Source organism: Chromobacterium subtsugae, from assembly GCF_035919665.1.
In the GTDB taxonomy this organism is placed as follows: domain Bacteria; phylum Pseudomonadota; class Gammaproteobacteria; order Burkholderiales; family Chromobacteriaceae; genus Chromobacterium; species Chromobacterium subtsugae.
In genome coordinates, this window is record NZ_CP142381.1 from 1,433,512 (window position 1) to 1,456,952 (window position 23,441).

General features: G+C 63.1%; 27 protein-coding genes. 8 read left to right on the forward strand and 19 right to left on the reverse strand.

Translation table 11 applies throughout. The annotated features are described in order from the left end of the window. Nucleotides 1–46: 46 nt before the first annotated feature. Nucleotides 47–1,795 (reverse strand): hypothetical protein, encoded by a 1,749-nt coding sequence (locus U6115_RS07040; RefSeq protein WP_146008358.1) that lies wholly within the window; start codon nt 1,793–1,795, stop codon nt 47–49. A gap of 340 nt (nt 1,796–2,135) precedes the next feature. On the opposite strand from U6115_RS07040, the gene U6115_RS07045 reads away from it, so the two are divergent. Next, complete coding sequence (locus U6115_RS07045; protein ID WP_047243471.1) at nt 2,136–2,915, forward strand: class I SAM-dependent methyltransferase; 780 nt, start codon at nt 2,136–2,138, stop codon at nt 2,913–2,915. A 1-nt stretch (nt 2,916) separates the two neighbouring features. On the opposite strand, the gene U6115_RS07050 is transcribed toward U6115_RS07045, so the two are convergent. Genes U6115_RS07050 through tadA form a run of 3 tightly spaced genes read right to left on the reverse strand, consistent with a single transcriptional unit; the run spans nt 2,917 to nt 4,692 of the window. Beyond that, a complete protein-coding gene (locus U6115_RS07050) occupies nt 2,917–3,330 on the reverse strand; it encodes a DUF2721 domain-containing protein (protein WP_043574200.1) in 414 nt (137 codons plus the stop codon). After that, the gene (locus U6115_RS07055) at nt 3,330–3,956 is read right to left on the reverse strand and encodes a L,D-transpeptidase (RefSeq protein WP_043574202.1); all 627 of its coding nucleotides are present in this window, start codon (nt 3,954–3,956) and stop codon (nt 3,330–3,332) included. The genes U6115_RS07050 and U6115_RS07055 overlap by 1 nt, the downstream gene beginning before the upstream one ends. Before the next feature lies 1 nt (nt 3,957). Further along, nucleotides 3,958–4,692, reverse strand: coding sequence for a tRNA adenosine(34) deaminase TadA (gene tadA, locus U6115_RS07060; protein WP_052258006.1), 735 nt, complete (start codon nt 4,690–4,692; stop codon nt 3,958–3,960). Between the two features lie 12 nt (nt 4,693–4,704). Here tadA and U6115_RS07065 point away from each other — a divergent pair, with 12 nt between their 5' ends. Both U6115_RS07065 and U6115_RS07070 read left to right on the forward strand, forming a co-directional pair. Next, on the forward strand, nt 4,705–4,836 hold the full coding sequence (locus U6115_RS07065) for a hypothetical protein (protein WP_255361840.1): 132 nt from the start codon (nt 4,705–4,707) through the stop codon (nt 4,834–4,836). A 26-nt stretch (nt 4,837–4,862) separates the two neighbouring features. After that, on the forward strand, nt 4,863–5,888 hold the full coding sequence (locus U6115_RS07070) for a hypothetical protein (RefSeq protein WP_043574205.1): 1,026 nt from the start codon (nt 4,863–4,865) through the stop codon (nt 5,886–5,888). A 20-nt stretch (nt 5,889–5,908) separates the two neighbouring features. Here the strand turns inward: U6115_RS07070 and U6115_RS07075 are convergent, their stop codons facing one another. The 4 genes from U6115_RS07075 to U6115_RS07090 form a co-directional block, all read right to left on the reverse strand. Next, nucleotides 5,909–6,181: a hypothetical protein gene (locus U6115_RS07075; RefSeq protein ID WP_043574208.1), complete on the reverse strand. Its 273-nt coding sequence runs from the start codon at nt 6,179–6,181 to the stop codon at nt 5,909–5,911. Further along, a complete protein-coding gene (locus U6115_RS07080; protein ID WP_043574211.1) occupies nt 6,178–6,570 on the reverse strand; it encodes a phage holin family protein in 393 nt (130 codons plus the stop codon). The genes U6115_RS07075 and U6115_RS07080 overlap by 4 nt, the downstream gene beginning before the upstream one ends. Nucleotides 6,571–6,575: 5 nt before the next feature. Further along, nucleotides 6,576–6,890, reverse strand: a complete 315-nt coding sequence (locus U6115_RS07085; RefSeq protein ID WP_043574214.1) for an ElaB/YgaM/YqjD family protein — start codon at nt 6,888–6,890, stop codon at nt 6,576–6,578. A gap of 119 nt (nt 6,891–7,009) precedes the next feature. Then, nucleotides 7,010–8,314 (reverse strand): MFS transporter, encoded by a 1,305-nt coding sequence (locus U6115_RS07090; RefSeq protein ID WP_043574216.1) that lies wholly within the window; start codon nt 8,312–8,314, stop codon nt 7,010–7,012. Nucleotides 8,315–8,585: 271 nt separating this feature from the next. On the opposite strand from U6115_RS07090, the gene U6115_RS07095 reads away from it, so the two are divergent. Beyond that, on the forward strand, nt 8,586–8,759 hold the full coding sequence (locus U6115_RS07095; protein ID WP_155294742.1) for a hypothetical protein: 174 nt from the start codon (nt 8,586–8,588) through the stop codon (nt 8,757–8,759). Between the two features lie 199 nt (nt 8,760–8,958). Here U6115_RS07095 and U6115_RS07100 read toward each other — a convergent pair whose 3' ends face one another. The 6 genes from U6115_RS07100 to smpB all read right to left on the reverse strand — a co-directional run bounded on the left by U6115_RS07100 (nt 8,959) and on the right by smpB (nt 15,678). Beyond that, complete coding sequence (locus U6115_RS07100) at nt 8,959–10,266, reverse strand: sensor domain-containing diguanylate cyclase (protein ID WP_052258007.1); 1,308 nt, start codon at nt 10,264–10,266, stop codon at nt 8,959–8,961. Between the two features lie 2 nt (nt 10,267–10,268). After that, entirely contained in the window at nt 10,269–11,186 is a 918-nt protein-coding gene (locus tag U6115_RS07105) for a hypothetical protein (protein WP_043574218.1), read from the reverse strand. A 72-nt stretch (nt 11,187–11,258) separates the two neighbouring features. Continuing rightward, entirely contained in the window at nt 11,259–12,716 is a 1,458-nt protein-coding gene (locus U6115_RS07110; RefSeq protein WP_043574220.1) for a 3-hydroxybutyrate oligomer hydrolase family protein, read from the reverse strand. Between the two features lie 469 nt (nt 12,717–13,185). After that, nucleotides 13,186–14,769 (reverse strand): glutamine-hydrolyzing GMP synthase, encoded by a 1,584-nt coding sequence (gene guaA, locus U6115_RS07115; protein WP_101527465.1) that lies wholly within the window; start codon nt 14,767–14,769, stop codon nt 13,186–13,188. 85 nt (nt 14,770–14,854) lie between these two features. Then, a complete protein-coding gene (locus tag U6115_RS07120) occupies nt 14,855–15,205 on the reverse strand; it encodes a hypothetical protein (RefSeq protein ID WP_043574224.1) in 351 nt (116 codons plus the stop codon). After that, nucleotides 15,202–15,678, reverse strand: a complete 477-nt coding sequence (gene smpB / locus U6115_RS07125) for an SsrA-binding protein SmpB (protein WP_255361852.1) — start codon at nt 15,676–15,678, stop codon at nt 15,202–15,204. Before smpB ends, U6115_RS07120 begins: the two co-directional genes overlap by 4 nt. 167 nt (nt 15,679–15,845) lie before the next feature. Here smpB and U6115_RS07130 point away from each other — a divergent pair, with 167 nt between their 5' ends. After that, on the forward strand, nt 15,846–16,283 hold the full coding sequence (locus U6115_RS07130; protein ID WP_043574228.1) for a type II toxin-antitoxin system RatA family toxin: 438 nt from the start codon (nt 15,846–15,848) through the stop codon (nt 16,281–16,283). Then, nucleotides 16,276–16,578 (forward strand): RnfH family protein, encoded by a 303-nt coding sequence (locus U6115_RS07135; RefSeq protein WP_043574231.1) that lies wholly within the window; start codon nt 16,276–16,278, stop codon nt 16,576–16,578. Before U6115_RS07130 ends, U6115_RS07135 begins: the two co-directional genes overlap by 8 nt. A gap of 33 nt (nt 16,579–16,611) precedes the next feature. Here U6115_RS07135 and U6115_RS07140 read toward each other — a convergent pair whose 3' ends face one another. The 5 genes from U6115_RS07140 to U6115_RS07160 all read right to left on the reverse strand — a co-directional run bounded on the left by U6115_RS07140 (nt 16,612) and on the right by U6115_RS07160 (nt 22,613). Then, entirely contained in the window at nt 16,612–18,387 is a 1,776-nt protein-coding gene (locus tag U6115_RS07140) for a GGDEF domain-containing protein (RefSeq protein WP_043574234.1), read from the reverse strand. A 45-nt stretch (nt 18,388–18,432) separates the two neighbouring features. Continuing rightward, nucleotides 18,433–18,756: a cell division protein FtsB gene (ftsB, locus tag U6115_RS07145; protein ID WP_043574237.1), complete on the reverse strand. Its 324-nt coding sequence runs from the start codon at nt 18,754–18,756 to the stop codon at nt 18,433–18,435. 4 nt (nt 18,757–18,760) lie between these two features. Beyond that, on the reverse strand, nt 18,761–20,044 hold the full coding sequence (gene eno / locus U6115_RS07150) for a phosphopyruvate hydratase (protein WP_043574242.1): 1,284 nt from the start codon (nt 20,042–20,044) through the stop codon (nt 18,761–18,763). A gap of 80 nt (nt 20,045–20,124) precedes the next feature. Next, nucleotides 20,125–20,967: a 3-deoxy-8-phosphooctulonate synthase gene (kdsA, locus tag U6115_RS07155; protein ID WP_043574243.1), complete on the reverse strand. Its 843-nt coding sequence runs from the start codon at nt 20,965–20,967 to the stop codon at nt 20,125–20,127. 5 nt (nt 20,968–20,972) lie between these two features. After that, nucleotides 20,973–22,613: a CTP synthase gene (locus U6115_RS07160; RefSeq protein ID WP_043574245.1), complete on the reverse strand. Its 1,641-nt coding sequence runs from the start codon at nt 22,611–22,613 to the stop codon at nt 20,973–20,975. Between the two features lie 268 nt (nt 22,614–22,881). Here U6115_RS07160 and rpmB point away from each other — a divergent pair, with 268 nt between their 5' ends. Beyond that, complete coding sequence (gene rpmB / locus U6115_RS07165; protein ID WP_011137003.1) at nt 22,882–23,115, forward strand: 50S ribosomal protein L28; 234 nt, start codon at nt 22,882–22,884, stop codon at nt 23,113–23,115. 34 nt (nt 23,116–23,149) lie between these two features. Beyond that, a complete protein-coding gene (gene rpmG / locus U6115_RS07170; RefSeq protein ID WP_017506994.1) occupies nt 23,150–23,305 on the forward strand; it encodes a 50S ribosomal protein L33 in 156 nt (51 codons plus the stop codon). Nucleotides 23,306–23,441: the final 136 nt, after the last annotated feature.

A 23,441-nucleotide genomic window follows, 5' to 3' on the forward strand; every position in this document is an offset into this window, starting at 1 on the left:
ATGGATGAAAAAAAGCCGCCTTGGAAAGGCGGCTTTTTTGTTGGGCTTAATCGGCTAGCCAGAATGATGCTGGCGATATGTAATTGTTGAAGCAGGGCGTGTCTCTTTCAGAGGGTTGCGAGCACCACATCGTTCCATTCTTGCTGAGTTTCAGTGTTCCATCATATTGCGATGTTTTTCCCTTTCCCCCTTGAAGTCCCGCCATGGGAAAGTCCGGGACTGTCATCGCTAGCACTATCCAGTAATTCTTATTGGCTTTGAGTTGAACTCCACTAGAGCCAAGACGATATTGAACCGAGTTGGGGATGAACTCTCTGACCGAGCCTCCGGTAATCAACTTCTTGTACAGGCTGGTTTTCTCATTCGAAGTGATCAATGCTTGGTCAGGGTTGTTATTGTTATCGGAGTAGATGCTGAGGTTGGAGACTACGGCGCCGCCTACGGCATTGACATCGACCCCCGAGTATTTGGCGATGAAATCCGCGCTTGGAGTAAATCGGAAGGCAATGAACTGGCTTTGGTGAAGAAATATATAGGCTTGCTCGACGCCGGGGGCGGGGAACAGGCCACCGTTCTGATCATCAATCCTGAGGTGGGTGGATGCGCTCTTTATTTTCCAAGTGGCGGTGCTGGAGCCTATTTGGACCGTATTGCTTTTTTCTTCGTTGAACGATGGCGCGGCATCTTTCAGTTGTATGACATCATTGTTTTTAACAAACGAGTCCGTCGTGACGGCCTTGTCATTCTTCAGAAGCGTGCCGGTTCCATTCAACCTCAGGATGGCAGCCTGGCCATCTTTCAAACCAGATATTTTCACTGCGTTGCTGGAGTAGATCTGCTCCGGATTGGCGTCGGCGCTGTCCTGGAAAGACAAGCCGCTAGTGGGAACAAGCCTGCGCGGAATGGTCTGGCTGTTGTCTTTGTCGATCCATTCTTCAAACTTGGGCGCGACCAGTTGGATACCACGCTTGGTGTAATAGGTTTCGACGTTCCTCCTTACCGCGTCCAAGTCGATCTGGGTGGCGGCAACGGAGAGTTGATCTTGCAGCGATTGGGAGGACAGTTTGCCGTTATTGGCTAGGTCGCTGGCGATGGTGCTGATCAGGTGGGACAGTTCGGCAGTATCGGTATTGGCTTGCAAAGCCTGATTTTTCGCTGCCTGAGATAGAATGACAGAGGTTGCCAGCAAGATGGAGTCTTGATCCGCATTGCCGTTGATGCGCATATCGAACAATGAGCCGAGACTGTCGACTTTGGCGGGATCTATGCCGAATACCGCCAGCACTTCGTTGCGCGACTGGTTGTATGCGGTTTGATAGTCGCTGCCGCCAGCCATCAATGCCTTCAAGCGCGGCGCTTGCAAGGTGGTCAGCAGATTGATGGTCAGCGATTTGGACACGCTCAGGTCTGCCACCGCATTCAGAGTGACCGGCGCGGTGGATAGCGTGCCGGTCAACTCGTTCATGTAATAGCCGCTGCCGGTCAGCTCCACCAGTTTCGTGTTGACGGAGCCGGGAATGCCGAAGTTGCCCAGGTCATCCTTGGTTTGCGTCATATAGACTTTGCCGGTCGGCGACAGCTTGTCGTCCAGCTCGGAAATCCAGATTTGCGAGCCGAAAATGAATGGCCCTTTTTGCACCTGGCCGGCGACATGGTAGCGAGCCGAGGCATTGTTGTTTTGGGAGGGCGCGCTGCCAGAGCTGCCGGAGCCGCCGCCGCCGCAGGCTGCGAGAACGCTGAGGGTCAAAAGGGGAAGAAGCTTGCGCGTAAAGGTCGGCATGCTGTGCACTTTCATTATCATGTTTCACGGAAGGCTCCAAACTTTGAATTTGGAGTAAAAAATCGTTTTAATTATGTAATTGTTCTTATTATGTCATTTGCGGTATTGGCTGTCAGCGCGTGCCGATATGCGGAAAAGAGAAAGTTGCGCGCTGAAAGCGAAGGCGCGGGCGCTCGAGGAGCGGGCCGCTGGGCAGGGGAAGCCGATTGGAGGGCTTGGTGTTGCTGCTTGGCTGCAACCACTTGCAGCCGGAGAGGAAATATTGATTTTTGTCTTGCAAATCTGACGCTTGCGTCATACATACTGAAAATGTTCACGGCATTGTTTCAGTGTTTTTACCTAACGAGTAATGAATATGTCTCCCGCCTCCGTCGCCACCTTCAGCCTGTACGCCGATCTGTACGCGCGTTATCGTCCTTCCTACCCGGAGGCGCTGTATGGCTGGCTGCTGCCGCTGTGCCCCGGCTATGCGCGGGCATGGGATTGCGCGACCGGCAGCGGCCAGACCGCGGTGCGCTTGGGGCAGAGTTTCGCCCGGGTGGACGCCACCGATATCAGCTCCAACCAGCTGTCTGCGGCCGAACCGCACACCCAGGTGTATTACCGCGAATGCCCGGCGGAGGTGACGCCGTTCGACGACGACTGCTTCGACCTGGTCTGCGTGTCGCAGGCCTTGCATTGGTTCCACCATCCTTCGTTCTGGCCGGAGGTGCGGCGGGTGTTGAAGCCGGGCGGCATCTTCGCCGCCTGGGGCTATCACCACTGCGTGGTGACGCCGGAGATAGACCGCGCCTGCAGCGTGCTGTGGTCGATCATCGAGCCGTTCTGGTCCAGCCGCTGCCAGCTGTTGTGGGATGATTTTCGCAGCAGCGGCTGTCCGCTGCCGCTATTGAAAGCGCCCAGCTTTTCCATCGTCAACGACTGGACGCTGGAGCATTTCCTCGGCTTTCTCAATACCACTTCGGCCAGCAAGCTGTGCAAGCAGGCGCTGGGGGAGAACATCCTGGACGACGCCAGCCTGCGCATCGCGCGCGCCTGGGGCTCGCCCAGCCAGACGCGGCGGGTGGAGCTGCCGCTGCACCTGATGGTGGCGCGCAAGGACGCGCCGCAGGATTTCCCCGGCTACGGCTGCTGAGTCAGCGCCGGCGCTCGTATTCTGCCTGCAGGTCGGACAGCAGGATGTTGAGCGCGTCGGACGAGCGCACCAATTCCAGCAGCGATACCGCCAGCGAGCCTATCATGCACAGCAGGCTGACGCCGAAGGTGATCTCCCCCCATGCCTGCCAGCCGGTGTAGACCTGGAACATCGCCACCGTGCAGAGAAACAGGCTGCCGATGCCGAGAAACTGCATCCACTTGATCAGCGTGATGCGGGTGCGCAGATTGCCGATCTGGCGCAGGATTTTCGGGTCCTGGCTGTCGCGGTACTCTTCGTACAGGTTGCGGATGATGCCGGCCAGGCCCAGAAAGCGGTTGGTGTAGGCCAGCAGCAGCAGGGAAATGGCGGGGAACAGCAGCGCGGGGGTGCTCAGGGTCAGTGCGGAGTGCATCAGGCGTTCTCGTCTATCCATACATCGATGCCGGTCGGCGCGGCATCGAACAGTTCAATCACATCGTGGTTCTTCATGCGGACGCAGCCCAGCGAGCTGGGCCTGCCCCATGGTACATGATCGCCGGCGCCGTGGATGTAGATGGCGCGGTCGTAGCTGTCGACATCCCCGCCTTGGTTGATGCCGGGCTCCTGGCCGCACAGCCACAGGATGCGGGTCAGGATCCAGTCCTTGTTCGGATACTGGGCGTGCAGTTCCGGCGTGTACTTCCACGGCGTCACCTGGCGGCGGAAGATGATGGTGTTTTCCGCCGCGCCGGCGCCGATCTTGTCGCAGACCGTGTGCCAGCCGCGCGGCGTCTGGTAGCTGCCGCTCATTTCGCCGACGCCGTTTTTCGCGGTCGATACCGCGTATTCCTTTTCTACCCGGCCCCAGCCGTCCAGCAGCCGCAGCGTCTGCGATCGCACTCCTACCCAGATCCACGGCTCGCCGTAATGGCGGGCATTGGGGTGGGTGGCTTGCAGCGGCGCCGCCGTCTGCGCCTGCAGAATCAGCGCGGCGGCGTCGTCGGCCGCCAGGCACGAATGGGCGAGGCCGGCCAGCAGCAGGACGAGGAGGCAACGCATCTCAGCCTCCCGCCGCATCTTGGCGGCGCTGGCGGAAGAAGGCGGACAGCTGCTCGGCGCAGGCGTCGGCGTCCACGCCGCCGAACACTGCCGCGTGGTGGTTGAGCCGCGGATCGGCGAACAGGTCGACGGTGCTGCCGGCCGCGCCGGTCTTGGCGTCGCGCGCGCCGTAGACCACCCGCGCGATGCGCGCGTGCAGGATGGCGCCGCTGCACATCGGACAGGGCTCCAGCGTGACGTACAGGTCGCAGCCGTCCAGCCGGTAGTTGCCCAAGCGCGCCGCGGCGTCGCGCAGCGCCTGCATTTCGGCGTGGGCGGACGGGTCGTGGCGGCCGATAGGCTGGTTGTAGCCGCGGCCGATGATTTCCCCGTTCTTCACCACCAGCGCGCCGACCGGCACCTCGCCCTCGGTCGCGGCCTGCGCCGCCAGCTCTCGCGCCTGCCGCAGGTAGTCCAGGCTTGCCGCCAGCGGAGGGGGCAGGGACACCGGCGGGTGCTCGGCCAGGCGGCGCAGCAACGCCGCCTTGTCGCTTTCTTCCAGCTGCTGCCAGTGGATGCCGCGCGCCGCGGCCTCCAGCGCGAACAGCAGGCGGCGGGTCACGGTATGGCCGGCCGCCTTCAGCAGCAGGAAAGCGGTGACCGCGCCGCGCGCTTGCAGCTGCGGCTGGGAATGGATGTCCTGTTCGGCCAGCCAGGCGAGGGCCGAGGGAGGAAGCGGGGGGGAGGTCAGCGTCACGGGATCGGGCGGATGCGGTTGCGGGATCTTGCCATTATCGCCGGTTTGGCGGCGGCGACCAAGCCGGCGCGCCCGGCGGCCGAGCAGGCTGTTGCCGCCAACATGCCGATTGGCATCAAGAAAACCAAATTGTTGCCGATATGAGTTGAAAAATAGCAGAAAGCCGAATCATGTCCGTGATCACTCCCCAATCCTCCGTGTCCAGGCTGGATCTGTGGCAGAGGACGAGCATCGCCGCCAAGCCGTCCACCGATGCCGCGCCGTCGTCTTCCTCCGCCGACGCCCAGGCCCAGTCACAGGCCGCCCGGCTGTCCACTGCCCCCAACGATTTGCAGCAGGCGCTGAACCGCGGCTGGCAGGACTACATGCAAAAGCTGCGGGTGGACCTGAACCGCCCGGCCCAGCGCCAGAGCCCGCAGGCCGACGACATCCAGAAAAAAATGCTCAAGCAGCAGGCGGATGCGCTGCGCCAGATGATGATGGTCACCCGCGACAAGGCGAGTTTGCGGGCGCTTGCCACCCAGCTGGCGCGCCTGGCGCGCGAGTTGAAAGACCTGGTCAGCAGCATGACCCAGAACGCGGCCGACCAGCAGATGGCGGTCAATGTGGGCGGGGATCAGGCGTCCGGCGGGGCCGCGGCATCTTCCGCCGCCGAGGCTTCCGCAGGTTCGGATGCGGGCTCTGGAGGCGACTCGGACGCGCAGGCGGCAAGCGCGGAGGCGGCCGCCGCGGCTTCGTCGGCCCAGGCGGCGCCTGCCGCCGCTGACGGAGCCGACGCGCAGCAAGCCGCGTCCGGCCAGAACACCGCGCAGGAGGCGTCGGCGGCCGACGCGAATGCGAACGCGCAAGCCCCCGGGCAGACCGACGCGCAGGGAGATTCCGGCAATGTCGACCCGCAGGCGGCGCTGCGCAACATGCTGGCCAACGGCAACCCGGTGGCCGGCGATCCGGACATCGAGCAGATCCGACAGGTGCTGAAGATGGTGCAGGCCTTCATCAAGCAGATGGCGCAGCAGCTGCAAACTCAGAAAGACCCGAATTCGCGCGACCTGAAAGACGATATGAAGCGGGCGGACAAGGATCTGGAGGATGTCGACAAGATCCTGAAGGGCGGTCCTGAGGCGATGGCGGCGCTCAACGGCCAGATGGATGTGAATATCAATGTGTCGGCGGATGCCGGCGCGGCGAACGCCTGATCGGGAGACGGGCCGCGCGCTCAGCGCTTGAGCCAGCGGCCGAACAGACGCCAGGCGGCCAGCAGCCGGCCGCCGCCTTTGAGCCAGCGGCCCAGCTTTTCGTTCGGCAGCAGCTTGCCCAGAATATCGAGCGCGGCGCCTAGCTGGCCAGGGGCGCGCCACAGCGCGAAACCCTCGCCGGCCCAGCGCAGCGGCTCCAGCAATTTCTGTTTTTCCAGCTTCAGCTTGACGCGCAGGGCTTCGCCCTTCATCACCAGCAGCTGTTTTTTCAGCGCGCGGTCCTGCGGCGTCATGGCCGCTCCCCCCCCGGCCCCAGCGCGGCCCAGTCTTTGCGGGCCTCTTCCAGGGTGACGGCGAACGGCGCCGGCTGCTCGCGCAGCTTGCGCCGCAGGCCAAGCAGCAGCGCGGCACCGGCGCCGCCCAGCAGCAGGGCCAGACCGGCCATCACCGCCAGCCGCCATTCGACCGGCGTCAGCGCCCACAGCGCCAGCACCGCGGCGATCAGGCCGCAGCCCAGCAACACCACCCCCAGCATGCCTTGCAGCAGATTGCCGACGATGTCGTCCTTCCATTCCTGCGCCTCCAGCGCCATCAGTTCGGCGCGGGTGAGCAGCAGCGCCGCCGCCCCGTTGGCGAAGGAGCGCAGGGTGCCGGGACGGGGCGGGCGGGTCGGTTCCGACATGCCGGTCAGCGGCGCGAGACCAGCATGCCCAGCAGGAAGCCCACGCCGGCGGCGATGCCTATGGATTTCCACGGGTTTTCGTGCACGTATTCGTCGGTGGCCTTGGCGGCTTCCTTGGCCCTGCCGACCACGGCGACTTCGGCGTCGCGCAGCTTGGCCTTGGCGGTGCCCAGCTTTTCGCTGAGGCGTTTGCGCAATTCCTTGCTGTGCGCGCTGCCGTCGTCGGCGGCGGCGTCGATCAGTTCTTCGGTGCTGGCCAAAACCTGGCGTACGTCATCCAGCAGCTGTTCTTTTTCCTTGGCGATGGCGGCATTCGACATGGCGACCTCCTGGCAATGATGAAAGAAGACAACTCAAAACGCAGACGCGGCGTGGACCGGCCGCGTCAAACCAAGCTAACAGGCTGGTGCGGCCGCGTCAAACCGCCTGGTCAAGCGGTTCATCCGCGTTGGTAGAGCGCTTCGTCCAGCGAAGGTTCCCGTGCAGGCCGCGCGGCGCGGGCGCAGGACATGCCCGCCAGCGCCACTGCCGCGCAATACGCGACGCAGATCCACGGACTCCAGGGCATGGCGGCGATCAACAGCAGCGGCGTGACGCTGGCCCAGATCGAATAGGCGATGTTGTAGGTGAAGGAAATGCCGGATACGCGCACCTTGGCCGGGAACATGGCCACCATGATGGATGGCACCACGCCGACGATGCCGCAACATAGCCCGGCGACGGCGTAAGCCAGGCCCGGCCAGCCCCAGCCATCTATCAGGCAGGCGTAGAGCAGCCCCACGCCTAGCGGCAGCAACAGGCTGTACAGCAGCAGGCTGCGGCGGTGGCCGATGCGGTCGCAGGCGTGGCCGGCGACGATGCAGCCCAGGTTGAGAAATACGATGCCTATGCTGCTGAGGCCGAAGGCATGGTCGGCGCTCATGCCGAAGCGCTGCTGCAGCAATGTGGGCGTCACCACCACCAGCACCACCACGGCGGAGGTGAGCACGCAGGTTAGCAGCGCCGCAGGCAGCAGGGTAGCGCGGTGTTCCTTCAGGATCGTCAGCAAGGGGTAGCTGACCTGTTCCGCCTGGCGGCTGCGCATAGCCAGGAAGATAGGCGTTTCGGCCAGCCAGCGGCGCAGCCACACGCCGAGAAGGCCGAAGGGCCCGCCCAGGAGGAAGGGGATGCGCCAGCCGTATTCCAGCATTTCCTGCGGCGTGAACACGCGGGCGAGGATGGTGGCGGTGAGCGCGCCCAGCAGGTAGCCGAAGGTCAGGCCGGCCTGCAGCACCCCCAGCGCGTAGCCGCGGTGTTGTAGCGGCGCATGCTCGGCGACGAAGGACCAGGCGCTGGGCACCTCCCCGCCCACCGCCGCGCCCTGCAGGATGCGCAGGGCCAGCAGCAGCAGCGGGGCGGCGATGCCGATGTCGGTGTAGGTGGGCATCAGGCCGATGATCAGGCAAGGGCCGGCCATCAGCAGGATGGTCAGGCTGAAGATGCGCTTGCGGCCCAGCCGGTCGGCGAAATGGGCCATCAGGATGCCGCCCAGCGGCCGCGCCAGGTAGCCGGTGGCGAAGATGCCGAAGGTCTGCAGCAGGCGCAGCCATTCCGGCATGTGCGGCGGGAAGAACAGCTTGCTGAGGGTGGTGGCGAAGAAGGCGAAGATGATGAAATCGTAGATTTCCAGCGCGCCGCCCAGCGCCGCCAGGCCCAGGGTCTGGTAGTCGGCGCGGGTGAGGGTTGTCGAGCGGGAGTCAGTCATGGGCAATCACGGAGTGCTGGGGCCGCCGATATCGGCCGGCCGCTGTAAAAAGCCCCGTCGGCGCATCGCTGCGAAAGCGCGGCGCCGCGAGCCGGGGCGGTTGGTTTGCATGGCCGCCAGTTTAGCGCGGGAATCGCATCCCGCGGGAATAATAATATTCCCCTGGCATCGATAGGCGGCGCGGCGTCAGCCATGGACAATAGCCGCTCCATGAGCACCTGGGATTTAGGCGGCAGATGGCGGCTGGCCGGCCGCCATCTGCTTCACCATCATGCCGGCCCTGTTCACGACGGCCTTGCCGCAGGGGCCGCAGCTGGGATGGCGCAGCCTGCCGGTGCGGGCGCTGCTGGCCGGAGCGCTGGCCTTGCTGTCGGCGCTGATGGTGTTGATCTTGCTGAGGCGCGGCGGCGAACAAGCCAGCCAAGCCTGGCGGAGCCGGCAATGAAAAACGCCCCGCGGGAGCGGGGCGGTGAGGTGGCGGAGCGAAGGGATGGATTCCCGTTTGATGATTGGTCTTGCGCGCGGCACCCGGATTTTCATTTGGACTCAGGCGGCGCGATGAAAGGCGGCCTACATGAAGTCCAGGCTTGGGCGCTAGGAGCGCGACGCTCTGCGTCGCATGCGAACCCGAATCTCTTTCACGTTCAGCTCACGATATCCGGGGCTTCCGAGCAGACTCTGTTGCGCCCGCTCTTCTTGGCCTGATACAGGGCTTCATCTGCCCGCCTCACCAGATCGTCCGCAGTTTCTCCCTGGCGCAGAACCGCGACGCCGAAGCTGCTGGTCTTGCTGCCTATCCCGGCAAAGGCATGCGCCTGCACACTGGCGCGCATGTGCTCGGCCAGGCGCAAGGCCTGTTCCAGAGTGGTCTGAGGACAAAGAATCAGGAATTCTTCGCCGCCCCAGCGACCCACGGTGTCGGTCGCCCGCACCACGCGATTCAAGATGCCGGTGAATTCCTGAAGCAGGGCGTCTCCCGCCAGATGCCCGCGGCTGTCGTTGACGGACTTGAAGCTGTCGATGTCGGTCAGGATGATCGCAAGCGGACGGCTGTCAGGGTCGGCCAGCGCCATGGCGTTTTTGAACACCTCGTCCAGGCCCCGGCGGTTGACCGTGCCGGTCAGCTTGTCGGTTACGGCCAGCAGGGCCAGCTGCTGGTGGGCTTCGAGCAGTTCGGCCGTTCGCAGTTCGACTTGCTGGCTCAGGATCTCGTTGTGGCGCACCTGGAATTCGTGCGCTTTTTGGAGTCGGGCATAGGCATCGTTGAGTCCATCGACCAGCACGCTCAGCTCATCGCGCAGCCCTTGCGGGCGCCGGCGTAGCACAAAAGGCGTGAAACTCTTGCCCGGCTCGAAGGATCTGGCGAACTCCGCCATCTGGGTCAAATGCCGCGTGATCATCCAGGAAATCAGCAAGAGGATGCTGATCGAAGTCACCAGCGACTTGCCGCCCTGCGTCGCCAATACGATGCCAATGCGATCCAGGGTGCGGCTATAGAGCGTGTGCAGATTGGGCTCGATGTAGATCTTGCCAACGACCACCCCGTTGCGCCGCAAGACGTACTTGAAGAGCCTCCCCGCGTCAGCATCCAGCTGCCCGGTTGTCAGCGCGGCCGACTGGCTGGGGCCGTAGTGGATCGTGGCGCCGGCGACCCAGGGGGAATGGCCGATGCCGTCGAGCTGCACCTGCATGCCGGCGACGTTGAAGTTCCAGGCCGCGTCGGCCAGGCCAGGCAGCTGGCTCTGCTCGATGTAGCGCATGCCCTGCTCGAGTTCGGACACATCGCTGCGGTAGTCGAAGAACAATTGCACCGAGGTCGCGATCAGCGCCGCCGTCGTGCTGATGCAGATGATCCAGACCAGCATGCGCCGCGCGAGGCCGCGCTGCGGCATGAAAATCAAAGGGGAGTTGCGCGATTGGGCGTTATCCTTTGCCTGGCGATTGGCATCCATGTTTAGTCGGCCTGCCTGCGGAACGGAGAATAGCGGGCGTAGACCTCCTCGTAGCGTTTGGCCGCTTCCGGATCAAGCAAGCGGGCTTCGGCGTCGATCCACGGGGGACGTCTGCCGGCTTTGGCAACGATTTCATTGACCCGCTTGACGATCTTCCGTCCCCAAGCGCCCTTGGTGCAAGCCGCATAGCCGATCGTGTATTTGGGGTGGCCGGCGATGGGAAAGTAAACAAACTTGATTGATGTCGGCAGTTTCAAGTGCCTGGCGAACCAATAGACCTCGTCCGGATAGGCGATGATGTAGTCCACCCATCCGCTGGCCAGCTGGCTGAAAGGCCCCACGTCGTCGGCGCTCGTCTGGAGGATGTTCTTCTGCCCGGCCGCCGCGGTGAAGGCTGACAGAACGACGGGCGGGTAGCCCCGCATCTCTTGGCGGACCGTGGTCAACGATAGGTCATGCATCAGCCGGGCGATGTCTATGGCGCCGTCGGCATCGCGGTAGGCCTTCAGGCGGGCCGTCCGATCCGATCGCATTACGATGTAATACGGCAGCACGAATTCGACCGGGTCGCTGAATTCCATATACGCTTCGCGCTCTACTGTCTTGAGCAGGCTAGGCTGGCAAACGTGCTCTCCCTGCTTCATCAGGCCGGAGACGCGCGCCAAGCTGGCGCGTTCAATCACGCTGTTGTACTCGGGCGCGCGCTCAATGAAATATCGCAGAAACACGTCCGCGTACCCCTGGCCCTTGTCGGGGCCGTCGGTGATGGTGACCGGCGGATTGCCCGGCATTTGCCATCTGATGGTGTTGTCGTCGGCCCGAGCGTCGGCGCTCATCGTCAGATGGCACAGCGCCATCCCTACGCCAATGAACGTCCGGAAAGAAGTGGTTGGCTTCTTCCCGACGGTGGCTTTCAACATTTCAGCATTCCTTTAAACACGCTAGCGATCATGCCTCGCGACATTGACCCGCAAACCCTGATGGCGGACGCCTCAAGGCGCCAGCAAATTTGGGCAGTGCCCCGGCTGCGCAGGCGCATCGCCGATGGTGCCGCCGCGAGCGACGCATTGGCCGGGCGGTAGCGGCGTTTTCTGTTCGACAAAGCGGACCAGCAAGTCGAAGGCGCGCTGCGCGTGCGGCTCGACCAGCTCAAGCTGCGGGAACAGGCTCGCGTAGCGCTCGACGTGATTGCCGTTCTGGATCTCGTAGAGGCGATAGGCTTGGGCGTGCTCGCCGCCCTCCGCGGCAACCTGCCGCGCATAGGCACGCGCATGGAGGTCGATGGGCAGCAACGCATCCATCGTGCCGGCGACCGTGATCAGCGGACGCTTGATCTTGCCGTCGGTGGCGATGGCCGCCACATTGGCGCCCACCTTCGAGGCGGACAGCCGCGCCAAGTAGTTGTACCTGTCCGGCCCGGCGCCATAGGTGTTGTAGCCAGGATCCAGGCGCTTTTGCCATTGGCATTGCGTGGGCTCCCAGAATGAGTCATGGTGATTGCCCCATAGCGAGACCCGGCCATTTGCTGTATCGGCTACGAGATCGGGCGGATAGCCGGCCGCCAGGATGTTCAAGGCGGCGGTGCTGGTGGGCGAGCGGCCGGAGGCGAGATAGTCGGGGTAGTTGAGGAGGGCCGGAGGCAGGCCAGTCAGCAGATTCGGCCCGCGGGGATCGACGAAGGTGCCGGCCCACTCCACGCCGCCGTCGAAGGATTCCGGCGCGGTTTCGATCGCGCGGCGCACCTGATAGCCGCCGTTCGACGCGCCGACCGCATAGGTATAGCGCGGCTTGCGGCCATACTGCGCCTCTACGCCGCGGCGCGCCAAGTCGGAAGCCATCACCATGAAGTCGCGCCAGCGGGTGAATTCCTGGCCTGGATCATCGTCGTAGTAGTGGACATAGTGGGGATTGTCCGGCGTCCCAGTGCGGCAGGCCAGCGGATCCGCCGCCGTGCTCGCGTACGCGCTGAGCACGCCCTTGTTTTGCGACGCATAGGCATAGCCTTTCTGCAGCACGTAATCGCTCCAGACGAAGTCGCCGTTGAATTCGCTGCGGGCGCCGGAGGCGCCGGCCACTACAAGGCGGCCGTTCCAGTCCTTGGGCAGCCGCAGCAGGAAGCGCGCCTGCCCCAGCGGATCCTTGGCGAAACGGGCCTGAATCTGCAAGCCGGGGACCGCCTTCTTGATCGGCGGCCTGTGGGCGGGATCCGCCACGAGTATGTCGCGGTCGGCTTGCGGCATGAACGCCGAAGGCGGCAGGCCGGGCAGCGAGTCGTTGGCTGGCGTGGTGTTGGAGTTGCGAGTCGTCAGGTCGGGGCTTTCGACGCAACTGGCGTCGGCGAGTTGCGGGCCCAATTTCCGCAGCAGGCGTTCGCAGGCGCTCTGTTCGCCAGCGCTGGCAGCGCCAGCGAGGATCAGCAGGGCAAGGGCGGCGGCCGTCGATTTCCACATGACTCGTTTCCTTGGTTTGATGTTTCAGTAGCCCGCGCAGCGGCAATCCCCCGGGCCCGACAGGCGCGCAACGCCGATGCCATGAAGTCGCTACAGGCGCTCTTGGTGGTGTTGGCCAGTCAAGCGGCAGCGCCTCCAGCCAATACCATGAAAATACCATTGGTGGTGGAGAATAACTGAATCGCTTGTCCTTTCCTAGACACCCCAAGAGCCTCATTGGGCTGCCCGAGGGCTGGAGATTTCTCCGCAGCAATGTGTTTCTTGCGTGGCCGGTTTGGCTTGGCATGGCATAACGAAGGTCGTGGCGTCACGAAACAAGCATGCCGACTGCGATGCCACGACAATTAAGCGCTTGGCATTGCCAATTCTTGCCAGTCATTGCCAGACGAAGGCATGAAAAAACCCGCACGAATGCGGGTTTCAGGGGGGGCTTGGCGCTAGTCCGCGCCAGCGATTGCGAGACGCGGAATCATTCCCACTCGATGGTCGCCGGCGGCTTGCCGGACACGTCGTAGACCACGCGGTTGATGCCGCGCACTTCGTTGATGATGCGGTTGGACGCGCGGCCCAGCAGGCTGTACGGCAGCTCGGCCCAGTGCGCGGTCATGAAGTCGCTGGTCACCACGGCGCGCAATGCGACGACGTAGTCGTAGGTCCGGCCGTCGCCCATCACGCCGACCGACTTCACCGGCAGGAACACGGCGAAGGCCTGGCTGGTCAGCTCGTACCAGTTCTTGCCGGTCTTCTCGTCGACGGTGTTGCGCAGCTCTTCGATGAAGATGGCGTCGGCCTGGCGCAACAGGTCGGCGTATTCCTTCTTCACTTCGCCGAGGATGCGCACGCCCAGGCCTGGGCCCGGGAAGGGGTGGCGGTAGACCATGTCGTGCGGCAGGCCCAAGGCTACGCCCAGCTGGCGCACTTCGTCCTTGAACAGCTCGCGCAGCGGCTCCAGCAGCTTCAGGTTCATGTCTTCCGGCAGGCCGCCCACATTGTGGTGGCTCTTGATGGTGTGCGCCTTTTTGGTCTTGGCGCCGGCCGATTCGATCACGTCCGGGTAGATGGTGCCCTGGGCCAGCCACTTGGCGTTGGTCAGCTTGCCGGATTCGCGGTCGAACACTTCGATGAATTCCGCGCCGATGATCTTGCGCTTCTTCTCCGGGTCGCTTTCGCCGGCCAGCTTGGCCATGAAATCGGCTTCGGCCTGCACATGGACCACCTTGACGCCCAGGTTCTGCGCGAACATTTCCATCACCATCTTGCCTTCGTTCAGACGCAGCAGGCCGTGGTCGACGAAGACGCAGGTCAGTTGGTCGCCGATGGCGCGGTGTATCAGCGCGGCGGCCACCGAGGAGTCCACGCCGCCGGACAGGCCGAGGATGACTTCCTCGTCGCCGACTTGGTCGCGGATCTTCTTCACCGCTTCGTCGATGTAGTTGGGCATGGTCCAACTGGGTTTGCAGCCGGCCACGTGCAGCACGAAGCGGTGGATCATCTCGGTGCCGCGCTTGGTGTGGGTGACTTCCGGGTGGAACTGCACGCCGTAGAAGCCGCGGGCCTCGTCGGCCATCGCCGCGTACGGGCAGGACGGGGTCTCGGCGATGACTTGGAAGCCGGCTGGCAGCGTGGTGACTTTGTCGCCGTGGCTCATCCACACGTCGAGGAAGCCGTTGCCGGCGTCATCGATCTGGTCTTGCAGGCCTTCCAGCAGCTTGGAGTGGTGCCGGGCCTTGATCTGGGCGTAGCCGAACTCGCGCTTGTCGCCGCTTTCCACCTTGCCGCCCAGGGTCTGGGCCATGAATTGCATGCCGTAGCAGATGCCCAGCACCGGCACGCCCAGCTCGAACAGCTTGGGGTCGGCCTGGTAGTCGGATTCGTACACCGAATTGGGGCCGCCGGACAGGATGATGGCCTTGGGCGCGAAGGCCTTGATCTCTTCGATGGGCATGTCGAAAGAATGAAGCTCACAGTAAACGTGAGCTTCGCGTACGCGGCGGGCGATCAGCTGGGTGACCTGGGAGCCGAAGTCGAGAATGAGGATCTTGTCCATGCCTATCCTTGAAAAGTAATGCAGGCCGTTACAGCCATTATCGTCAATGCTTGAAAAAAAACTTGTCTTTCAGACTGGCGGCGGCGTGCGCTCAGTCGTCGCCCGGCGGCAGCCGGCGCGGGGGTTCGCGGCGTTCCGGTATGCCGTCGCTGCGCGCCACCAGCATCAGCACGCCCATCAGCACCATGCCCACCGCCGCGAAGTGGCTGACGCGCAGGCCCAGCTGATCGACCGCGTAGACGGCGGCGCCGGTGTAGGCCAGCATCGGGCTGGTCACCAGCGTGGATTTGTTGAACCCGTCCTGCGCCAATAGCAGCACGCCCGCCGCGAACAGCAGCAGGGCGAGCAGGGTGGTGGTGTTGGGCAGCAGGGCGGTGCTTTTCAGCAGCCAGACGCATCCCAGGCAGATCAGCGCGATGGGCAGGGCGGCGCCGCGTTTCATGCCGCGCCCCGGTGGCTCTTCATCACGCGCTGTTTCTCGCGCTGCCATTCGCGGTCTTTCTCGGTATCGCGCTTGTCGTGCAGCTTCTTGCCCTTGGCCAAGCCGACATTGGCCTTGACGTTGCCCTTGGAGTAGTGGAGGTCCAGCGCCATCATGGTGTAGCCGGCGCGTTCCACCTTGCCGATGAAACGGTTGATCTCGGCCTGCGACAGCAGCAGCTTGCGCGGACGCACCGGGTCGGGATTGACGTGGGTGGAAGCGGATTGCAGAGGGGTGATGTGGCAGCCTATCAGCCAGAAGGCGCCGTTTTTCCAGTCGACGTAGCTTTCCTTCAGCTGCACGCGGCCGGCGCGGATCGCCTTGACCTCCCACCCTTCCAGCACAAGCCCGGCCTCGAGTTCTTCCTCGATGAAGTAGTCGTGGAAAGCCTTGCGGTTCTGGATGATGCTCATGTGTGGCGGGTTCCTTTGAATCCGCCATTGTAGCAGAAGCCGGCGCGCAACCAAAGTCGTGCCTTTTCAGTGGTTTGACGTGAAGATATCGTCTTGGCGGCCGCCGCCAAGGCGGAGCGGGGCGGTTTTTGCTAGAATTGCGGCTTGATTGTCAGATCCGAGACCCCGGCCGCGCCGGGTTTTTGCCGATGCAGCATGTCGAAAAAAGCGTCCTGGTGGCGCACACGCCGGCGCAGATGTATGCGCTGGTGGACGATATCGAACACTACAGCCGTTTCCTGCCCTGGTGCGGCAAGACCGAGGTGTTGTCGCGCGGTGAGGGGCAGGTGGTGGCCAGCCTGCACATCGACTACCTGAAGGTGCGCCAGCACTTCACCACCCGCAACCGCAATGTCGAGAACGAGTCCATCCACATGGAGCTGGTCGACGGGCCTTTCGAGTCGCTGGAGGGTTTGTGGCGCTTCAAGCCGCTGGGCGATTTCGGCTGCAAGATAGAATTCAGCCTGCGCTACCAGTTTTCCAGCCGCATCCTGGAGAAGCTGATCGGCCCGGTGTTCGGCCATATTTCGGGTTCGTTGGTGGACGCCTTCATCCAGGAAGCGGACAGGAAGTACGGCAATGATTGAGACGTTGGAGGTGGAAGTGGCGTACGCGCGGCCGGACCGGCAGTGGCTGGTGCCGCTGCGGCTGCCGGCAGGCGCCACCGCGGCGCAGGCTACGGCCGAGTCCGGCATTCTGGCGCAGTGTCCGGAGCTGGACATGGCCACGCTGAAGCTGGGCGTCTTCGGCAAGGCGGTCAAGCCGGACGCGCCGCTGCGCCAGCATGACCGGGTGGAGATCTACCGCGCGCTGCTGGCCGACCCCAAGGAAGTGCGGCGCCAGCGCGCCGCCGCCGGCAAGGGCATGAAAAAAGGCGGCTGAGCCGCCTGCCCGCTTCCGCATGGCCGCGTCTGCTTACTCCAGCGCTTCCTCGGCGGAACAGACCCGGTTCTTGCCGTTGATCTTGGCCTGGTACATCGCGTGGTCGGCGCGCTCCAGCACGTCGGTTTCCTGTTCGCCCAGATGCCAGCGGGCGACGCCGGCGCTGAAGGTGATCAACAGCTTGTCGTTGTTGGCCAGGAAGAAGGTTTTGGTCAGTTCGCGTTGCAGCCTTTGCACCGTCAGGATGGCTTCGTTCTCCGGCGTGTCCGGCATCAGGATCACGAATTCCTCGCCGCCGAAGCGGGCGACGATGTCGGCCGGGCGCAGGCTGTGCTTGATGGTGTCCACCAGGTATTTCAGCGCGTCGTCGCCGGCCAGGTGGCCATAGCGGTCGTTCAGCTGCTTGAAGTTGTCGACATCTATCAGCGCCACCGACAGCGGCGCCGCGGTGCGCTCGGCGCGGCCGATCTCGCGCTGGAAATATTCGGCCAGGCCGCGGCGGTTGTAGGCGCCGGTCAGCTGGTCTTCCTTCACCTTGGCGCTGGCGGCCTCCAGCGCGTTTTCCAGTTCGTGGATGCGGTGCTCGGCGGCTTCCACCTGCTCCTTGGCGGAAATCAGCTCGTCGCGCGAGCGGGTGAGGTCGAGCTGCATCATCGAGGTGTCTTCCATCAGCGCGCTGATGATGCCGCCCAGGTCGTCGACATTGCTGGTTTGCTTCAGCTTTTCGCTGTGGGTCTGGATCTTGGCGTGGAACTCGTCGGTGCTGTCGGTCATCAGCGCCAGCCGGCTGACGAAGCGGTCGAGCAAGGCGCGCAGCGAGCTGGCGGCTTCGTCCAGCGAGCTTTTCAGCATGCCTTGCTTGCGTATCACTTCCTTCAGGCTGGTTTCCAGCTGGTAGACCTGCTGCATCGACAGCGGTTCGTGGGTGAGCAGCTCCTGCAGCGAGCTGACCTGGCCCAGCAGGTATTCGTCGGAGCGGTTCAGCTCCGCCACATTGTCCAGCATCAGCCGCAACAGGTTGGTGAGCCCGGAGGCGAGGCGGCCTTCCTGCTGCGACTGCAGCTCCAGCTTGATCATGAAGGCCCTGAGCTTGGGCATGAAGGCGTTGAGGCTGGCGTCGTCGGCGACGCCGTCCAGCTCCTTGAGCAGGCCTTCCAGGCAGTCCACCAGATCGGGGTAGCTGGCCAGCCGCGGCTCCAGTCCGTGCTTGAGCGCGAAAGCCAGCGTGCGCTGCCACGACAGCCAGTTGTCGGAAACGGCGGCGGGCGCGCCGGTATCCGCCGCATCCGCGGCGCCATCCGGCTGCGGGGTGGTTTCCCGGAGGGAGGGCGCGGCGTTCCAGTTTTGCAGCAGCGCGGTCAGTTTCTGGTTGAGTTCTTCCGGCTGATTGCCGTAATTGATCAGCACGCGTTCCAGCGCGCTTTGCTTGTGGTGTTGCGGCAGGTCGGGCTGGCGGGTTTCCCAGCTGCGCATCAGGTTCTGGATCAGCAGGCCCCAGCTTTGCGACAGCTGCTGGGTGGCGAAGCTGCCGCGCAGGAAATCGATGACGAGCTGCGGCGCCTGCTCCCAGCGGCTTTCGTCCAGGGCCTGGCGCAGGCGCGACAGGGTGACCTTGGCCTGGACGTTGTCCTGCGGCAAGGTTTCCAGCGCCCGCAATAGCAATACGGCCAGCTTGTTGTCGCGCACCATCGGGGTTTGCGTCAACTCGTGGTAAACCCGCTCGAAGTTTTCCGGCGTCGGCAGCAGTTTCCGCGTGGACAGCTGCTTCAGGGTTTCACGTGCCACTTCGATAGGGTTTTGTGTCGTCATTGCCCAAACCTTGGTGCTTTTAAGGCGGCCTGCCATCATGGGTTGTCAGTGGGAGTGAGTGTCCGTTATCGGGTGACTCGGCAGCGGGGTGTTCTTGCTGGGATCCAGCAGTTGGAAGAACACTTCGCCGTTGCGAATCATGCCAAGTTCGTTACGAGCTCTTTCCTCTATCGCATCGCTGCCTTGCTTGAGGTCGCGCACTTCGGCGTCAAGGGCGGCATTGCGGGCGACCAGCTTTTGGGTGGTCGCCCGCTGTTCCTGCAGCTGTTTGTCCAGCTGCCAGACCCTGAGCCAACTGCCCTTGCCGAACCACAGCGGCCATTGCAAGGCAAGGATCACGGTTACCAGGGTCACGGTCAGCCAGCGCATGCAATCACTTCAGATGGTAGAAAGCCGCGCGGCCCGGGTAGTGGGCGGCGTCGCCCAACTCTTCCTCGATGCGCAGCAGTTGGTTGTACTTGGCCATGCGGTCGGAACGCGACAGGGAGCCGGTCTTGATCTGCATGCAGTTGGTGGCGACTGCCAGATCGGCGATGGTGCTGTCTTCGGTCTCGCCCGAGCGGTGGCTCATAACGCAGGTATAGCGGGAACGCTTGGCCAGATCAACTGCTTTCAGGGTTTCCGACAGCGTGCCGATCTGATTCACCTTCACCAGCAGCGAGTTGGCCACGCCTTTGGCGATGCCTTCTGCCAGGATCTTCGGATTGGTGACGAACACGTCGTCGCCGACGATCTGCACCTTCTGGCCCAGACGCTCGGTCAGCAGCTTCCAGCCGTCCCAGTCCTGCTCGGACATGCCGTCCTCGATCGAGATGATCGGGTACTTGTCGGCCAGGTTTTCCAGGTAGTCGGCGAACTCTTCCGAGCTCAGCGACAGCTTCTCGGCGGTCAGGTGGTACTTGCCGTCGCGGAAGAATTCGGAGGCGGCGCAGTCCAGCGCGATCATCACGTCCTGGCCGGCGACGTAGCCGGCGGTGTCGACGGCTTCCAGGATCAGCTTGATCGCGTCTTCGTGGCTTTCCAGGTTGGGGGCGAAGCCGCCTTCGTCGCCGACGGTGGTGGCGTAGCCCTTCTTGTCGCAGATCTTCTGCAGGTTGTGGAAGATCTCGGCGCCCATGCGCAGCGCTTCGCGGAAGGTTTGCGCGCCCACCGGGATGATCATGAATTCCTGGATGTCCAGGGTGTTGTTCGCGTGTTCGCCGCCGTTGATGACGTTCATCATCGGCACCGGCAGCGCCATCGGGCCGGCGCCGCCCAGGTAGCGGTATAGCGGCAGGCCGGCGTCTTCGGCGGCGGCGCGGGCCACGGCCATCGAAACGGCCAGCATGGCGTTGGCGCCGAGGCGGGACTTGGTCTCGGTGCCGTCGAGTTCGATCAGGGTCTTGTCGATGAAGGTCTGGTCGGAGGCGTCCAGGCCGATGATCGCTTCGCAGATCTCGGTATTGATGTTGTCTACGGCCTTCAGCACGCCCTTGCCCAGGTAGCGGCTCTTGTCGCCATCGCGCAGTTCCAGGGCTTCCCGGGTGCCGGTGGAGGCGCCGGACGGCACCGCCGCGCGGCCCATCACGCCGGATTCCAGCAATACGTCCGCTTCCACGGTCGGATTGCCGCGGGAGTCCAGGATTTCGCGAGCTACCACGTCAACGATCGAACTCATTGTCTTTCCCTTCATAGCTTTCGGTTGAACTTGCAGAGGCGGTTCGCCGGGCCTGCCCGGCGGACTCTACCGGCTGTGTATTACAGCGAGTGCTCAGGCCAGGGAGTTTGCTTGACCAGCTCGTCCATCGCCTTGAGCGTGGTCAGCAATTCCTTGATGCGAGCCAGCGGCCAGGCGTTGAGGCCGTCGGACATCGCGCGGGCGGGGGCCGGATGGGTTTCCAGGAAGATGCCGGCGATGCCGGCGGCCACCGCGGCGCGCGCCAGCACCGGCACGAAATGGCGCTGGCTGGCGGCGGCGTTGCCGGGCAATTGGACCGAGTGGGTGGCGTCGTACACCACCGGACAGCCGGTTTCGCGCAACATGCTGAGCGAGCGCATGTCGGATACCATGTTGTTGTAGCCGAACGAGGCGCCGCGCTCGCAGACCATGAAGCTGTCTTCCTCCAGGCCGGCTTCGCGCGCCGCTTCGCGGGCCTTGAGGATGACCTGGCTCATGTCGCCAGGGGCCATGAACTGGCCCTTCTTGATGTTTGCCGGTTTGCCGCATTGGGCGACTGCGCGGATGAAGTCGGCCTGGCTGCTGAGGAAGGCCGGCGTCTGCAGCACGTCCACCACGCTGGCCACCTGGACCACTTCGTTTTCGGTGTGGACGTCGGTCAGCACCGGCACTTCGATCTGGCGCTTCACCTCGGACAGGATGCGCAGGCCTTCGTCGATGCCGAAGCCGCGGAACGAGCCGCCGTAGGTGTAGCTGGCCTTGTCGTAGCTCGACTTGTAGATGAAGTGGATGCCCAGCGCGTGGGCGATCTCCTTCAGCTGGCCGGCGGTGTCCAGCGCCATCTGTTCGCTTTCGATCACGCTGGGACCGGCGATCAGGAACAGCGGCTGCTGCAGGCCGACTTCAAATCCGCACAATTTCATCTACTTCAGTTTCCTTGCTTGTCAGCCTGGTATGCCAGAGCGGCCTTCACGTAGGCGATGAACAGCGGGTGGCCGTCGCGCGGAGTGGAGGTGAACTCGGGGTGGAACTGGCAGGCAAAGAACCAGCGGTGGTTGGCCAGCTCGACGGTTTCCACCAGCTTTTCGTGGCCGGAAGAACGGCCGCTGATGGTCAGGCCGGCTTGCTCCAGGCGCTGGATGTAGTAGTTGTTCACTTCGTAGCGGTGGCGGTGGCGCTCGACGATCTCGGTGTTGCCGTAGACGCGCGCCGCCAGCGAGCCGTCGACCAGGTCGCATTGCTGGCCGCCCAGGCGCATGGTGCCGCCCAGGTTGGAGTTCTCGTCGCGCTTTTCCACCTTGCCGTCGTGGTTCACCCACTCGTCGATCAGCGCCACCACCGGGTAGTTGGTGTCGAGGTCGAATTCGGTGGAGTTGGCGCCGGCGAGGCCCGCCACGTCGCGCGCGTATTCGATCAGCGCGATCTGCATGCCCAGGCAGATGCCCAGGTAGGGGATGTTGTTCTCGCGGGCGAACTTCACCGCCTTGATCTTGCCTTCCACGCCGCGCTTGCCGAAGCCGCCCGGCACCAGGATGGCGTCCATGTCCTTCAGCGAGTCGGCGCCGTCGCGATCGATCTCTTCGGAGTCGACATAGATGATGTTGACGCTGGTGCGGGTGTGGATGCCGGCGTGCTTCAGTGCTTCGGTCAGCGACTTGTACGATTCGGTCAGATCGACGTACTTGCCCACCATCGCGATGTTGATGGCGTGGTCCGGATGCTGGATGGCGTCGATGATGCCGTCCCATACGGCGAGATCGGCCTTGGGCAGGTCCAGTTGCAGCTGTTCGGCGATGATGTCGTCGATGCCCTGGGCGTGCAGCATGCCCGGCACCTTGTAGATGGAGTCGGAGTCGTAACAGCCGATCACCGCGTTCTCTTCGACGTTGCAGAACAGCGCGATCTTGCGTTTTTCGTCTTCCGGCAGCTCGCGGTCCATCCGGCACAGCAGGATGTCCGGCTGAATGCCGATTTCGCGCAGTTCCTTCACCGAGTGCTGGGTCGGCTTGGTCTTGATTTCGCCGGCGGTGGCGATGTAGGGCACGTAGGACAGGTGCACGTACAGCGTGTTCTTGCGGCCGTGGTTGGAGCGCATCTGGCGGATGGCTTCCAGGAAGGGCAGCGATTCGATGTCGCCGACCGTGCCGCCGATTTCGACGATGGCGATGTCGGCGTCAGCGGCGCCTTCCTTCATCTTCAGCTTGATTTCGTCGGTGATGTGCGGAATCACCTGCACGGTGCCGCCCAGGTAGTCGCCGCGGCGTTCCTTGGTGATGACCGATTCGTACACCTGGCCGGTGGTGAAGTTGTTGCTCTTCTTCATCTTGGCCTGGATGAAGCGTTCGTAGTGGCCGAGGTCCAGGTCGGTTTCCGCGCCGTCTTCGGTCACGAAGACTTCGCCATGCTGGAATGGGCTCATGGTGCCCGGGTCGACGTTGATGTACGGGTCGAGCTTCAGCATGGTGACTTTCAGCCCGCGGGATTCGAGGATGGCGGCGATGGACGCGGCGGCAATGCCCTTACCCAGGGAGGACACCACACCGCCGGTTACGAAGATGTACTTGGTCATGAGATTACGGCTCTATGGGAATCCGGGATTTTACCCTGAATTTGTCGCAAGTTAAATCACCTGTGGCCATCTTGTTGCGGGAAAGAATGCAACACTGGACGCCGGCTGTGGAGATAGTGCTCGCGTCGCTGTGGCGAATCCGTTACAATCCCCGCCGAATGTTTGAACGAGAATCGCACCCGGCAGCACCAAGGGTGCGTTTTATGCTTGAATGTCTGGCTTTATTTATGTTATAAATCCAGCTTTTACCGGTTTTGGGAGTTTAACCATGGCGCGTGTTTGCAAAGTCACCGGCAAGCGTCCGATGACCGGGAACAACGTTTCCCACGCCAACAACAAGACTAAACGTCGTTTCCTGCCGAACCTGCAATATCGCAAGTTCTGGGTAGAGAGCGAAAACCGCTGGGTGCGCCTGCGCGTATCCAACGCTGCACTGCGTACCATCGATAAAGTTGGCATCGATGTAGTGCTGGCTGATCTGCGCGCTCGCGGCGAGATCTGAGCGGTCAACCAGATAAAGCACTGAGGTACACATCATGCGCGATAAAATCAAGCTGGAATCCACTGCTGGTACCGGCCACTTCTACACCACCACCAAGAACAAGCGCACTATGCCGGAAAAGATGGAGATCAAGAAGTTTGATCCCGTCGCCCGCAAGCACGTTCTGTACAAAGAAACCAAGCTGAAGTAAGCCTTGTTTCCGGTTGGTTGAAGAGCCCTTCTCTGGTGCACGGAGAAGGGTTTTTTATTGCCTGCGGCCCGTCCGCCGGCGAGTGCATGCGAAAAAGCCAGTCCACGGACTGGCTTTTTCGCGTTCATGGCTGGCG